The sequence below is a fragment of the Jiella pacifica genome, from assembly GCF_010500815.1.
Lineage (GTDB): Bacteria > Pseudomonadota > Alphaproteobacteria > Rhizobiales > Rhizobiaceae > Jiella > Jiella pacifica.
Window position 1 is genome coordinate 182,045 of sequence record NZ_JAAAMG010000007.1, and the last position, 12,626, is coordinate 194,670.

12 protein-coding genes are annotated in these 12,626 nt (G+C 66.3%); 5 read left to right on the forward strand and 7 right to left on the reverse strand.

The window, feature by feature from the left end:
• Nucleotides 1-114 precede the first annotated feature (114 nt).
• Genes GTK09_RS10940 through hutC form a run of 4 tightly spaced genes read left to right on the forward strand, consistent with a single transcriptional unit; the run spans nucleotide 115 to nucleotide 3,040 of the window.
• Nucleotides 115-759, forward strand: coding sequence for an amino acid ABC transporter permease (locus GTK09_RS10940; RefSeq protein ID WP_163463191.1), 645 nt, complete (start codon nucleotides 115-117; stop codon nucleotides 757-759).
• Nucleotides 756-1,421, forward strand: coding sequence for an amino acid ABC transporter permease (locus GTK09_RS10945; protein ID WP_163463192.1), 666 nt, complete (start codon nucleotides 756-758; stop codon nucleotides 1,419-1,421). Before GTK09_RS10940 ends, GTK09_RS10945 begins: the two co-directional genes overlap by 4 nt.
• The gene (locus tag GTK09_RS10950) at nucleotides 1,421-2,215 is read left to right on the forward strand and encodes an amino acid ABC transporter ATP-binding protein (RefSeq protein ID WP_163463193.1); all 795 of its coding nucleotides are present in this window, start codon (nucleotides 1,421-1,423) and stop codon (nucleotides 2,213-2,215) included. Before GTK09_RS10945 ends, GTK09_RS10950 begins: the two co-directional genes overlap by 1 nt.
• 6 nt (nucleotides 2,216-2,221) lie before the next feature.
• Complete coding sequence (hutC, locus tag GTK09_RS10955) at nucleotides 2,222-3,040, forward strand: histidine utilization transcriptional repressor HutC (protein WP_163463194.1); 819 nt, start codon at nucleotides 2,222-2,224, stop codon at nucleotides 3,038-3,040.
• Nucleotides 3,041-3,073: 33 nt separating this feature from the next.
• Here the strand turns inward: hutC and GTK09_RS10960 are convergent, their stop codons facing one another.
• The 7 genes from GTK09_RS10960 to GTK09_RS10985 all read right to left on the reverse strand — a co-directional run bounded on the left by GTK09_RS10960 (nucleotide 3,074) and on the right by GTK09_RS10985 (nucleotide 11,696).
• Entirely contained in the window at nucleotides 3,074-5,785 is a 2,712-nt protein-coding gene (locus GTK09_RS10960; protein WP_163463195.1) for an SEL1-like repeat protein, read from the reverse strand.
• Nucleotides 5,786-5,898: 113 nt separating this feature from the next.
• The gene (locus GTK09_RS10965) at nucleotides 5,899-6,609 is read right to left on the reverse strand and encodes a ribonuclease activity regulator RraA (RefSeq protein WP_163463196.1); all 711 of its coding nucleotides are present in this window, start codon (nucleotides 6,607-6,609) and stop codon (nucleotides 5,899-5,901) included.
• A gap of 54 nt (nucleotides 6,610-6,663) precedes the next feature.
• A complete protein-coding gene (araD, locus tag GTK09_RS10970; RefSeq protein WP_163463197.1) occupies nucleotides 6,664-8,397 on the reverse strand; it encodes an L-arabinonate dehydratase in 1,734 nt (577 codons plus the stop codon).
• Between the two features lie 3 nt (nucleotides 8,398-8,400).
• Nucleotides 8,401-8,562: a hypothetical protein gene (locus tag GTK09_RS27160; protein WP_203560974.1), complete on the reverse strand. Its 162-nt coding sequence runs from the start codon at nucleotides 8,560-8,562 to the stop codon at nucleotides 8,401-8,403.
• A gap of 112 nt (nucleotides 8,563-8,674) precedes the next feature.
• The gene (locus GTK09_RS10975; RefSeq protein WP_163463198.1) at nucleotides 8,675-9,991 is read right to left on the reverse strand and encodes a TRAP transporter large permease; all 1,317 of its coding nucleotides are present in this window, start codon (nucleotides 9,989-9,991) and stop codon (nucleotides 8,675-8,677) included.
• Nucleotides 9,981-10,502 carry a TRAP transporter small permease subunit gene (locus GTK09_RS10980; RefSeq protein WP_163463199.1) on the reverse strand — a complete coding sequence of 174 codons (522 nt, stop codon included), beginning with the start codon at nucleotides 10,500-10,502 and terminating at the stop codon, nucleotides 9,981-9,983. Before GTK09_RS10980 ends, GTK09_RS10975 begins: the two co-directional genes overlap by 11 nt.
• A gap of 171 nt (nucleotides 10,503-10,673) precedes the next feature.
• The gene (locus tag GTK09_RS10985) at nucleotides 10,674-11,696 is read right to left on the reverse strand and encodes a TRAP transporter substrate-binding protein (protein ID WP_163463200.1); all 1,023 of its coding nucleotides are present in this window, start codon (nucleotides 11,694-11,696) and stop codon (nucleotides 10,674-10,676) included.
• A gap of 123 nt (nucleotides 11,697-11,819) precedes the next feature.
• Between GTK09_RS10985 and GTK09_RS10990 the strand changes: the two genes are divergently transcribed.
• The gene (locus GTK09_RS10990) at nucleotides 11,820-12,542 is read left to right on the forward strand and encodes a GntR family transcriptional regulator (RefSeq protein ID WP_163463201.1); all 723 of its coding nucleotides are present in this window, start codon (nucleotides 11,820-11,822) and stop codon (nucleotides 12,540-12,542) included.
• Nucleotides 12,543-12,626: the final 84 nt, after the last annotated feature.

Genomic DNA, 12,626 nt, shown 5'->3' on the forward strand with positions numbered 1-12,626 from the left:
CTGTCAGCACCCCATCCAACTGACGACGGAGGCCGCGCCCGCCACCCGGCGCGGTCTCGTTCCGCTCGTGCGGATCCGCATCCGTCGTAACCGAAGAGGACCGGCCGTCACCACATGTCGACACGCCTCTTCGAACTGATGCTGTGGGCCGCGGGCAAGACCGTCCTCCTCAGCGCGATCTCCATCGCCATCGGGCTGGCGATCGGCCTTCTCGTCTGCGCGGCGAAGCTTTCGCCCCGCAAGCTCCTGTCGATCCCGGCGACGATCTATGTCAGCCTGTTCCGCGGCGTGCCGCTGCTCGTCCAGCTGCTGTTGATCTACAATCTCCTGCCGGTCCTCGGCATCATGGTGCCGAGCGACGTCGCGGCCATCGCCGGCCTGTCGCTCTGCACGGCGGCCTATCAGGCGGAAAACCTGCGCGGCGGTTTCAACTCGGTGCCGCGCGGGCTGATCGAGGCCGCCGACATGGTCGGCATGTCGCCCTGGCAGCAGCTGCGCCGCATCCGTGCGCCGATCGCCTTCCGCCTCACCTTGCCGGCGCTCGTCAACGAGATGATTCTGATCCTCAAGGCCTCCTCGCTGATCTCCGTCGTCGGCGTCATCGAGCTGACCCGCATGGCGCAGAACCTGTCGGCCTCGACCTTCCGGCCGCTGCTGTTCTATTCCGTGGCCGGGGCGATCTATCTCGTCATCTGCTGGCTGGTCGCCGGCGGCGGCTCGCTCGCCGAGCGGCTGATGCGGACGGGGAGCAGCCGATGAGCATCGACTTCTCCATCGTTTGGCAGCAGCTCCCGCAGATCCTTTCGGCCTTCTGGAACACCATCTGGATCTGGATCGTCGCGACGATCCTCGCCGTTCTTCTCGGCTTCGTCGTAGCGGCGCTGCGCCGCTACGGGCCGCTCTGGCTGAACCTTCTCCTGCGCCTCTATGTCGAGGTAATCCGCGGCACGCCCTTCCTCATCCAGCTGTTTCTCCTGTATTTCGGCGGCCCCTTCATCGGCCTCTCGCTCGAGCCGATCCCCGCCGGCCTGATCGGCATGACGATCTATGGCTCGGCCTATTTCAGCGAGATTTTCCGCGCCGGCTTCGCGGCGATCCCGCCCGGCCATGTGGAGGCGGCCGAATGCGTCGGCCTGTCGCGCGGCCAGATCGTCCGGCGCATTCTCGTGCCGGAAATGGCCATGCTCGTCCTGCCGCAGCTGGTGAACATGGCGATCATCCTGATGAAGGAGACGGCGATCCTGTCGATCATCACGGTCCCCGAGCTGACCCTCGTCGTCGGCGCCATCGGCTCCCAGCAATATGCCTTCGTCGAGGCGATGACGATGCTGGCGCTGTTCTACTGGGCGCTGGTGGAGATCTCCGGCTGGCTCGGCCGCCTCGCCGAAAAGAAGCTTTCCAAATTCAGGTTCGCCGTTTGATGACCCGCCCCGCCGTCCGCATCCGCGACGTCCACAAGTCCTTCGGCAGCACCGAGGTGTTGAAGGGCATCGATCTTTCGGTGCCGAAGGGCTCGACCACCTGCCTGCTCGGCCCCTCCGGCTCCGGCAAGTCGACGCTCCTGCGCTGCATCGCCTTTCTGGAGGAGACCACGTCCGGGCTGATCGAGATCGACGGCGATCCGCTCGGCTTCGCCGACCCTGGCGGCGGCCGCTCGAGGACGCGGCTTTCCGCGGGCGATATCCGCCGGGTGCGGGCCAAGATCGGCATGGTGTTCCAACAATTCAATCTCTGGCCGCACATGACGGCACTCGGCAACGTCACCGAGGCGCTCGTCACCGTTCAGGGCATGAAGCGTCAGGCGGCGAACGAGATCGGCAACCAGCAGCTGGCGCGCGTCGGCCTGTCCGATCGCGGCCACCACTACCCGTCCGAACTTTCCGGCGGCCAGCAGCAGCGCGTCGCCATCGCCCGGGCGCTGGCGCTTTCGCCGGACATCCTGCTCTTCGACGAGCCGACCGCCTCGCTCGATCCGGAACTGACCGGCGAGGTGCTGAACGTCATGCGGGAACTGGCGGAGACGGGCATGACCCTCGTCATCGTCACCCACGAGATCGGCTTTGCCGCCAGCGTCGGCCAGAAGATCGCCTTTCTCGACCACGGCAAGCTCTTGCTCGACGGGCCGCCGGCTGAGATCTTCGGTACGCCCCGCCACCCGCGGCTCGAGCAGTTCCTCGAAACCTATCTCGACCGCGGCGCGGCGACGCTCGTCTGACGAACCATGCAGCATGTCGCGAACCCGGCGGATGAAGCGGAGGGCCCGAAGGACGGCGGCAACGGCCATCGTAGCGGGCCGCAGGCCGGCAGGAGCGGCGAAGGTGGCGCTGGCGCCGCTGGCAGAAAGAGCCTGCACCAGCAGATCCTCGACGATCTGAGGTCGCGCATCCTGTCCGGCGAATGGCCGCCAGGCACCCAGCTTCCCTTCGAACAGGACATCGCGAAGAGCTACGGCTGCTCGCGGATGACCGTGAACAAGGCGATGACGCAGCTCTCCGGCGCCGGGCTGATCGAGCGGCGGCGCAAGGCCGGCACCTTCGTTCGTCGCCCGCAGTCCCATTCCGTGATCGTCGAGATCGTCGACATCGGCCGCGAGGTCGCGGCGCTCGGCCTGCCCTATCACTTCGAGATCATCAGCCGGGAAATCCGCGAGGCGACCCCGACCGAGACCGAACGGCTCGGCGAAGAGGCTCGGGTCCTATCCATCCAGTGCCGGCATTTTGCCGCCCGCCAGCCCTTCTGCTTCGAGGATCGGCTGATCAGCCTCGACGCCGTACCGGAAGCCGAAGCCGCCGATTTCGAGGCGACGTCGCCGGGCGCCTGGCTGGTCTCGCGCATTCCATGGTCCGACGTCGAATACCGCATCAAGGCCGTCGCCGCCGACCGGGAAACCGCCGGGCGCCTGCTGATCGCCGAGGCCGCCCCCTGCCTTGCCATCTGGCGCCGCACGACCAGCGAGGGCCGGCCGATCACCTTCGTTCGCCTGACCTATCCCGGCAGCGACCACGAGGTCTCGGCGTCGTTCTCGTCGAAGGCCGGCTGAGCGGCGGTTCGGCACCGCCGAATTTGCTTTCGATCACTCGGCGGCAGTCTCGCGAATCGTAGCAGGGTCGGCGGCCGGCTGGCTTCGCTGCCCCGCCGCTTCGCCTTCACCGGCAAGGCCGAGTGCCTGCAACGCTGCCGTTGCATCGTCGCTGCCGCCAGCGGCGGCACGCCGATACCATTCGATCGCCTGCGTCTCGTCCTTCGGCAGGCCGCGCCCTTCCATCAGCGCCTTGCCGAGCCGAAACTGGGCCGGCGCGTCGTCTCGTTCGGCTGCCAACCGGTCGAGCGCCACGGCCGCCACCTCATCGGCGGGAACGCCGCGGCCGGTGCGGTAGCGCTCGGCGAGGATGCCGAGGGCATCCCCACGACCTGAAGCCGCCGCCGCGCGATACCAGTGGAGAGCCGCCGCGGGATTCCTGATCCCGCCACGGCCGTCGTCATGCAGTTCGGCCAGCTTGAGCTGGGCCTCGCCGAGGCCCTTTTCCGCCGCCTTTTCGAGCCATTGCCTCGCCTCGGCCGCATTCGCCTCGACGCCGCGGCCGCTGAGATAGGCGAGCCCCAACCCGTATTCGCCGAAGCGGTCGCCCTGGGCCGCGGCCGCGCGCAGCCATTTCACCCCCTCCTTGGAGTTTCGCTTGGTGCCTCGCCCGTTGACATAAAGGATGGAAAGATTGGTCTGCGCGTTCGCCGAGCCATTCTCGGCCGCCTTCAGGAACCACTCGAAGGCCTGCCCATCGTCCTGTTCAAGCCCGCTGCCTTCGAGATAAGCAAGAGCGATTTCCGTCTGGGCGTCGGCTTCGCCGGCCTCCGCGGCCTTGCGATACCAGCGCAGGGCCTCCGCCCGATCCTTGGCGACGCCGCGGCCGGTGTCGTACATCAAGGCGAGATTGTACTGGCCGATGACCTCGCCGGCCTCGGCTCCCAGGCGATAGAGCGCCACCGCCCGCGCCTCGTCCTTTTCGACGCCGCGCCCGGTCGAATAGAGATAGCCGAGATTGACCGCGCTGCCGCTGTCGCCCTGGGCGACCGCCTTTTCGTACCAGGCGGCGGCCTCGGCATAGTCCTGCCCGACCCCGACGCCGTCCTCGTACATCTTGCCGAGATTGAGCTGGGCCGTCGCGTAACCCGATTCTGCCGCCCGCTGCAGCCATCTGACGCCCTCCTCGGGGTCGGCCGCAGCGCCGGTGCCGTTGATCAGGCGGAAGCCGTAGCTGTTTTGGGCTTCGGGATCGCCGGCCTCGGCCGCCTTGGCGAACCACTGCAGAGCTTCCGCCTCGTCCTTGGCCGTGCCGTTGCCATTGGCCAGTTGCCGGGCGAGATTGACCTGAGCGTCGCGGTCTCCGGCCTCGGCTGCCTGGCGAAACAGGCGGACGGCGGCTTCGGCATCGGCGGCAACGCCGCCCCGCCCGTCCATCGTGAAGACCCCGACCATGTTGGTGGCGAAGACATTGCCGGCCTCGGATGCCCGGCGGTAGAAATCCAGCGCGGTCTCGTCGCTCTTTGCGAGGCCGCCACGGCCGTTTTCGTGGAAACTGCCGAGCCACATCAACCCATTGGCATTGCCTGCATCGGCTGCCTTGCCGAACCACTCCAGGGCTTCGGCCTCGCCCTCGGTGCCTCCGCCATTGTTCGCCAATTCCCAACCGAGATTGACCTGGCCATCGGCATCACCGCCTTCGGCCGCCTTGCGATAGAGGGCGACGGCCTTCTCGGAGTCCAGCGTCAGCCCGCCACGGCCGTCGGCGGTGAACAGCCCCAGCATGTTGGTCGCAAACAGATTGCCGCCCTCGGCTGCGCGGCGATAGAAGTCGAGCGCCATCTCGTCGCTGCGTTCGAGACCGCCGCGGCCATTCTCGTGAAAACTGCCGATCCACATCAAGGCATCGGCGTTGCCGGCATCCGCCGCCTTGCGGAACCATGCGAGCGCCGCCGCATCGTCGGCCGGAAAGCCGATGCCGGCCTGCTGCATGTAGCCGACCTCCAGTTGCCCGGCGGCAAGGCCGGCCTCGGCAGCGCGCAGCAGCAGCCGGGCGGCCTCGTCGGCGTCCGGCGAAAGCCCCCCACGGCCATCCCGTTGCATCAGTCCCAGGGCATGGAGGGCCCAGGGCGTTCCCGCCGCAGCGCTCTGTTGAAACAGCGCGCGCGCCTTCGTCTCATCTTCTTCGACGCCCAGCCCGTCATCATACATCTGCCCGAGGTCGTATTGGGCAGCCGCGTGGCCGGCCCTGGCGGCCTGGTCATATGTGCGAACGGCTTCGTCGTATCGCTCGGCCGAGCGATAGGCTCGGGCGAGCTGAAAGGCGTAGCGCGGCTCGCCCGGATGGGCGGAGACGGCCGTCGTGCAGGCCGGGATGGCGCGTTCGAAGTCGACGGCGTCGGGACTGCGTTCGCCCGCAAGGCCCTGCGGCCGGGTCACGTCGTCTGGATCGGAGGCGAGCGCGTCGCAGGTCTCGACCGCCTGTCGATTCGCCTGCGTTTCGCTGGAAGATGCGGCCGGCGGCTCGCCGGGACGGCTGTCGGCAGCGCCGGGCGACGATGCCTGTGGCGAAGGACCGCCGGGTGCGGCGAGCGGCGCCGTGCGGCGATCCAGCGTCGCCGCCGCAACGCCCGTCGGCGGCAGGCAGGCCGCGACGATCGTCAGGACCGAGATCGTGGTGACGAGGAACAGGCCGGCGGGAGCGAAGATGGAGGGGGCCAGCTGGGGCCGGCCGCTCTCATCCGGGCGTACGGGACGATGGTTCATCGGGCGACCTCCCATTCCCTGACGGAAGATCGTTATACCCGACGGAGCCGCTTGTTCAAACGACGTCCCGGTATCGTGATGGCGAAACGCCGCGCCGAGCTCGCGCGGCCTGCCTACCGACCGTTGGCCTTGCGCCATTCCTGAAAGGCGGCGAGATGCTCGTCCTTGGTGCGCGGATAGAGCCCGATGATCGTCTCGCCGGCCTTCACCTTCTCCACCACGAAGTCCTCGTAGACCGTCATCTCGAAGGCTTCGTTGGCGATCTCGTCGGCGATACCGGCCGGAATGACGATGACGCAGTCGTCGTCGCCGACGATCACGTCGCCCGGAAACACCGGCGCGTCGCCGCAGCCGATCGGCTCGTTGATGGCGATCGCCTCGTTGGTCGTCAGGTTTGTCGGGCTCGACGGACGCGAATGATAGGCCGGAATGTCGAGCTCGGCGATCGTCGCCGCGTCGCGGAAGCCGCCATCCGTAACGACCCCTGCCCCGCCCCGTACCATCAGACGGGTGATCAGGATGTCGCCGGCCGAGGCCGCGCGGGCGTCCTTGCGGCTGTCCATGACGAGGACGTGGCCTTCCGGGCAGGTCTCGATGGCGACCCGCTGCGGATGGTCGGGCTTCAGGAATTCCGAGAGCTGGTTGCGGTCCTCGCGCGCCGGCATGTAGCGCAGGGTGAAGGCCGGGCCGACCATGTTCCTGCCCTTGCGACCGAGCGGATGGACGCCCTGGATCACCTGGTTGCGCAGGCCGCGCTTGAACAGCGCGGTGGCGAGCGTCGCCACGGAGACGCCCATCAGCTTCTCACGGGTTGCCTCGTTCATGTCGTGTCTCCTGTTGGTGCTCGGGCGACGCTGCCCGGCGAAGGGCGCTGCCCGTCAGAAAATATCCGGCTCGCCGGCCGTCCGGCCGAAGTCGCGCTCCAGAAAGTCGAAGTCGCAGCCCTTGTCGGCCTGGGTGACGTGGCGCGAGAACATCCAGCCCCAGCCCCTCTGGAACCGCGACTCAGGCGGCGTCCATTCCGCCTTGCGCTTCTCCAGCTCCGCTTCGTCCACCAGCATGTCGAGCCGCCGGTTCGGCAGGTCGAGGCGGACGATGTCGCCGTTCTTCAGGAGCGCCAGCGGCCCGCCGATAAAACTCTCCGGCGCGACATGGAGGACGCAGGCACCATAGGAGGTGCCGGACATGCGCGCGTCGGAAATCCGCAGCATGTCGCGGTGCCCTTGCCTGATCAGCGCCTTGGGAATCGGCAGCATGCCCCATTCGGGAAAGCCCGGCCCACCGAGCGGCCCGGCATTGCGCAGCACCATCACATGGTCGGGCGTGACGTCGAGATTTTCGTCGTCGACCGCCTTCTTCATTTCCGGATAGCTGTCGAAGACCAGTGCCGGCCCTTCGTGGACGTGGAACTTCGGGTCGCAGGCCGCCGGCTTGATCACGGCTCCATCGGGGCAGAGATTGCCGCGCAGGAGGGCGAGCGAGCCCTCCTTGTAGACCGGGTTCGACAAGGGCCGGATGACGTCGTCGTTATAGACCTCGGCGCCTTCGATGTTCTCGGCCAGCGTCTTGCCGTTGACCGTCAGGACCGAGGTGTCGAGCATCTCCTCCATGGTCTTCATAAGCGCGCGCAGGCCGCCCGCATAGAAGAAGTCCTCCATCAGATAGCCCTTGCCCGAGGGGCGGACATTGGCGATCAGCGGCGTCACTCGGCCGAGTTCGTCGAGATGGTCTAGGGTGAGATCGACGCCGGCGCGCCGCGCCATGGCGATCAGATGTACGACGGCATTGGTCGAACAGCCGGTGGCCATCGCGACCTTGGCGGCGTTGTGGAAGGCAGGCGTCGTCGCGACCATGTCCGGCGTCATGCCCTCCCAGACCATGTCGACGATCCGCCGGCCGCAGTCCGTCGACATGCGCTGGTGGCCCGAGTCGACGGCCGGAATGGAGGAGGCGCCGGGCAGCGTGAAGCCGAGGGCGTCGGCGATCGACATCATCGTCGCGGCGGTGCCCATGGTCATGCAGGTGCCGTGGGAGCGGGCAATGCCGCCCTGGACGCCGACCCACTCCTCGTCGGTGACGTTTCCGGCGCGCCGCTCGTCCCAGTATTTCCAGGCGTCCGAGCCCGAGCCGAGGATGCGGCCGGCATAGTTGCCGCGCAGCATCGGGCCGGCCGGCAGGTAGATCATCGGCACGCCGGCCGTGATCGCGCCCATGATCAGGCCGGGCGTGGTCTTGTCGCAGCCGCCCATCAGGACGACGCCGTCCAGCGGATGGGAGCGGATCATCTCCTCCGTCTCCATCGCCAGGAGATTGCGATAGAGCATCGAAGTCGGCTTGGTGAAGCTCTCGTCCACCGACAGCGCCGGCATCTCGACGGCGAAGCCGCCAGCCTGGAGCACTCCCCGGCGGACGTTCTCGACGCGCTCGGGAAAATGCCCGTGGCAGGAATTCAGCTCCGACCAGGTCGACAGGATGCCGATGATCGGCTTGCCGACGAAATCCTCCTCGGAATAGCCGAGCTGCATCATCCGCGAGCGGTGGCCGAAGCTGCGCAAGTCGTCGGGCGCGAACCAGCGCGCCGAGCGCAGCTCGTCATAGGTCTTGCGTGTCATGGTCTATCCCGTGACTTGAAGGATCATGAAGGTGACGAGGGCGACGACGACGAGCCCGACGATCTCCGGCCAGTTGCCGAAATTCGCCTCGTCGCTCGCCTCCTCCTGGTCGAAGTCGGCAGCCGAGATGCCCTCTTCGCTTTCGTCGTGAAGGTTGGTCTGCATCGTTCCCTCCCTTAGAGCGAGATGAAATGAGCTCTGCTCATCATCTCGCTCTATCATCCTGTCTGCGCATGATCTTTTCCGAAAACCGGTGCCCACTTTTCGGGATCATGCGTTAATTGCCCAGCATCGACGGCAGCCACAGCGCGATCTGCGGGAAGAACAGCACCAGGAACAGGCCCACCGCCTGAAGTGCGATGAAGGGCAGCACCGCCGCAAAGATCTCTTGCAATTCGATGTCCTTGGTCACCGACTTCAGGAAGAAGCAGGCCGGGCCGAAGGGCGGCGAGAGATAGTAGATCTGGATGTTCATGGCAAAAAGCACGCCGAACCAGATGGGATCATAGCCAAGATCGGCCACCACCGGCGCGAAGATCGGCACGGTGATGAACAGGATGGCGATCCACTCGAGGAACGTGCCGAGCACCATGACGATCAGCATCATCACGACGATGACCATGATCGGGGCGATGTCGAGCGAGCCCAAAAGGTCGCGCAGGAAATCGCCGCCGCCGATGCGATTGTAGATGCCGATCAGCGAGACGGCGCCAAGCACCAGCCAGATGATCGAGCCGACCGTCAGGACGGTTTGGCGCATCGCGTTCCGCATCATCGTCCATGACAGTCGCTGCTGGATCCCCGAGACGACGAGGGCACCGACCGCGCCGATGGCGGCGGCCTCCGTCACCGTGGCGATGCCGCCATAGATCATGCCGAGCACGACGGTGATCAGCACCGCGGGCAGCACGGCACCCTTGAGGAACTTCAGCCGGTTGAAGAACGGCAGCCCGGTCTCTGGGATGTCGTAGATCGGCGCCATCACCGGGTTCAGCCGCACCCGCACCAGGATGTAGGCGATGAACAGCAAGGCGAGCAAAAGGCCGGGCACGGCGGAGGCGGCGAAGAGCTTGGTGATCGAGACCTGCGCGGCGAGGCCGTAGACGATCAGCACGACCGAGGGCGGGATCAGCGTCGCCAGGGCGCCGGCGGCGCAGATGATGCCGATCGACAGTTTCCGGTCGTAGCCGAGACGCAGCATCTGCGGCAAGGCGATGAGGCCGAGCATGACGATCTCGCCGCCCATGATACCGCTCATCGCCGCCAGAATGACCGCGACGATCGTCGTCTGCACCGCGACGGAACCGCGGAACCGGCCGCCGAGGATCGCCATGGATTCGAACAGCGTATGGGCGATGCCGGAGCGCTCCAGGACGTTCGCCATGAAGACGAAGAACGGCACCGCGATCAGCTCGTATTTGTGCAGCACCTCGGTGACGTTGGCGGAGACGAGGAAGAAGCCGGCTCGCTCGCCGAAATAGAGGATCGCCGTGCCGAGCGAGACGAGGAGGGTGGTGACGCCGAGCGGAATGCCGATCGCCATCAGCGCCAGGAGCGAGGCGACGATCAGGATCGTGATGTATTCAATGCCCATGGGTCGAGGCCTTCTCGGTGCCCTGCACCCAGCGGATGAGATTGGCGAGGAGCTGCAGGACGTAGAGGATCGCGCCGATGAGGATGAGGACCTTGAGAAGGCTCGGCTGGATCGAGTTCAGCGAGGTTCCGGAATATTCCGGCCGCCAAAACACCCTCAGCGCCGGGTCCCAGACCGCCATCGCAAAGACCGAGACGGTGACGATCGCGGCAATGATCTGCATCAGGCGGAACCAGTGCCAGACGCGCGGCCCGACCATCAGTTCCAGCATGGTGATGGAGATGTGGCGGTTGCGCTCGGTGACGTAGCCGACCGACAACACCCAGGCCATGGCGCAAAGCGCCATCGTCAACTCGATCGACCACGAGGTTGGATGATCGAAGCCGTAGCGCATGACCACTTCGAGCGCCGAAAAGAAGATGCAGGCAAAGAAAAGCGCCGAGCAGGCATGGCCGATGAAGACGCTGGCGCGGTCCATCGCCGCCGCATAGCGCGACAGGAACTTGCTCATGAAGTCTCCGGAGACACAGAGAGAGCGACGAAAAACGCTGTCCGGCGGGGCCTGGCGCCCACCAGCCGGCAGCAAGGAACAGATCGACGTCGTATCAACACCGCCGGGCACCCGGCGGGCACACTGGGTGCGACGATCGAGGGCAGGCGCCGAGCGCCCGCCCCGATCACGTCAGTTCATCAGGCCGATGGTCTTCATGTATTCGAGATTGGCGTCGAGCGCTTCCTTGGCGAGATCGCTCTTTTCGGCGAACTTCTCCCACTCCTTGCGGGCGACGACGCGCATCTTGTCGCGGCTTTCCTGCGGCCAGTCGATGACCTCGACGCCTTCCTTCTTGGTGTCTTCCGCCGCGAGCTTCTCGTCCTGCTCGTGGACGACGTTGGTGAGATCCTCCATCGCCATGTAGAACCAGTCGCGCAGCGCCTTCTGGTCTTCCGGCGTCATCTCTTCGAACTTCGCCTTGTTCAGCGTCAGCTCCATGGACGGCATCGAGTGGATGCCCGGATAGAGCGGGTAAGGCGCGACGTCATTGAGGCCGGTGGCGGCGTTGTTCACATAAGCCGAGGCGTCGGCGGCATCGACGATGCCCTTTTCCAGCGCGCCATAGACTTCCGAGAAGGGGATCGAGACCGGGCTCGCACCGGCCGCCGCGAAGACCGCCGAGACAAGACCTTCCGGCGAGCGGATCTTCTTGCCCTTCAGATCCTCGAAGGTCTTGATCGGCGTGCGGGCCGGCAGCGCCTCGCGGCTGTAGGGGCCGCAGCCGATGAGCTGGACCTCGCCGTCGGCGATCGCATCGAGCGCCTTCTGCCAGACCTTCTCGCCGGGGCCGTCCTTGCAGAAGCCGAGAAGCTGGGCCGGCGTGTCGTAGCCGGAGATCAGGTCGCCGAGAATGGCGAAGGCCGGCTCCTGGCCGGAAAAGTAGTTCACCGACGTCCAGTCGCCGTCGAGGACGCCCATCGCCACGGCCTGGGGCGTCTCCTTGGAGGGCACGACCGAGCCGGACGGGGTCAGATTGATCTCGACGCGGCCGTCGGTCATCTCCTTGATCTTCGGCAGCCAGTTCTCGGTCAGATAGGTGGTCGAGAAGTCGCCGGCGTTGAACGAGGTCTGGATGGTGAAGGTCTCTGCGGCGGATGGCGCAGCGACGGCTACCGACGCGAGGCCTGCGAGAACGATCGCTCTGATGGACATCGAATTCCTCCCTGTGATGGACGCCGGCCTCCGACCGGCTATCTGACGCACTAATATATTTGTCTGATCCGGGCAAGCTCTGTTAAAGATTCAGGCGACACGAACCGGCAAACGAAAGAGCCCATGACCTCGACCGGCGATCAGGCCTTGCTGGCCGATCTCGACCTCGATCTCGAACGGCGGCCGCTCGCCTCGCAGAGCATCTACGGCTCGCTGAGGCGACGCATCGTCGACCTTCGGCTGCGGCCGGGCGAATTGCTCGCCCGCGCCCAGCTCGCGAGCGAATACGGCGTCAGCCAGACGCCGGTGCGCGACGCCTTCTTCCAGCTGCAGCGCGAGGGGCTGGTGGAGATCTTCCCGCAGTCGCGGACGGTAGTCGCCAAGATCAATGTGGCTCACGCCCGGGAAACGCAGTTCCTGCGCATGGCGCTCGAGATCGAGGTGGGAAAGACCCTCGCGTCAACCGGCGACGCGAAACGTATTGCGGTCGCCCGGCATGTCCTGCAGCTTCAGATGCGGGCGCTCGACGAGGATCGCCTGGAGCGTTTTTCCGCCCTCGACCGGTACTTCCACCTGTCGCTCTGCGACGCAGCCGGCCACCCGAACCTGTGGCACATGATCTCGGAACGCTCCGGCCACATCGACCGGCTGCGCGCCCTCAACCTGCCCGATCCCGGCAAGGCCAACGCGATCATCGCGGCGCACGGCCAGATCCTCGACGCGATCGAGGCCGGCGACGCGGCGGCCTGCGAAGCGGCGGTGCGGCTGCACCTTTCCGGCACGCTCAGCGCCGTGCGCGCCATCTGCGAGCGCTATCCGGACTATTTCGACGAGCCGGCGGGCTGACGGAAGGACGACACGCAGGAAAGTGACGGGGCGCGAACTGCCGTCCGCGCCCCCGTGTCATCGCAATCGTTGAGGCCCGCCGGC

Bases quoted from the DNA above. Each gene is read 5' to 3' on its own strand.
- GTK09_RS10950 (WP_163463193.1), top strand. From the start codon at position 1,421: ATGACCCGCCCCGCCGTCCGCATCCGCGACGTCCACAAGTCCTTCGGC.
- GTK09_RS10945 (WP_163463192.1), top strand. From the start codon at position 756: ATGAGCATCGACTTCTCCATCGTTTGGCAGCAGCTCCCGCAGATCCTT.
- GTK09_RS10990 (WP_163463201.1), top strand. From the start codon at position 11,820: ATGACCTCGACCGGCGATCAGGCCTTGCTGGCCGATCTCGACCTCGAT.
- GTK09_RS10940 (WP_163463191.1), top strand. From the start codon at position 115: ATGTCGACACGCCTCTTCGAACTGATGCTGTGGGCCGCGGGCAAGACC.
- GTK09_RS10960 (WP_163463195.1), bottom strand. From the start codon at position 5,785: ATGAACCATCGTCCCGTACGCCCGGATGAGAGCGGCCGGCCCCAGCTG.
- GTK09_RS10980 (WP_163463199.1), bottom strand. From the start codon at position 10,502: ATGAGCAAGTTCCTGTCGCGCTATGCGGCGGCGATGGACCGCGCCAGC.
- GTK09_RS10975 (WP_163463198.1), bottom strand. From the start codon at position 9,991: ATGGGCATTGAATACATCACGATCCTGATCGTCGCCTCGCTCCTGGCG.
- hutC (WP_163463194.1), top strand. From the start codon at position 2,222: ATGCAGCATGTCGCGAACCCGGCGGATGAAGCGGAGGGCCCGAAGGAC.
- GTK09_RS10985 (WP_163463200.1), bottom strand. From the start codon at position 11,696: ATGTCCATCAGAGCGATCGTTCTCGCAGGCCTCGCGTCGGTAGCCGTC.
- araD (WP_163463197.1), bottom strand. From the start codon at position 8,397: ATGACACGCAAGACCTATGACGAGCTGCGCTCGGCGCGCTGGTTCGCG.
- GTK09_RS27160 (WP_203560974.1), bottom strand. From the start codon at position 8,562: ATGCAGACCAACCTTCACGACGAAAGCGAAGAGGGCATCTCGGCTGCC.
- GTK09_RS10965 (WP_163463196.1), bottom strand. From the start codon at position 6,609: ATGAACGAGGCAACCCGTGAGAAGCTGATGGGCGTCTCCGTGGCGACG.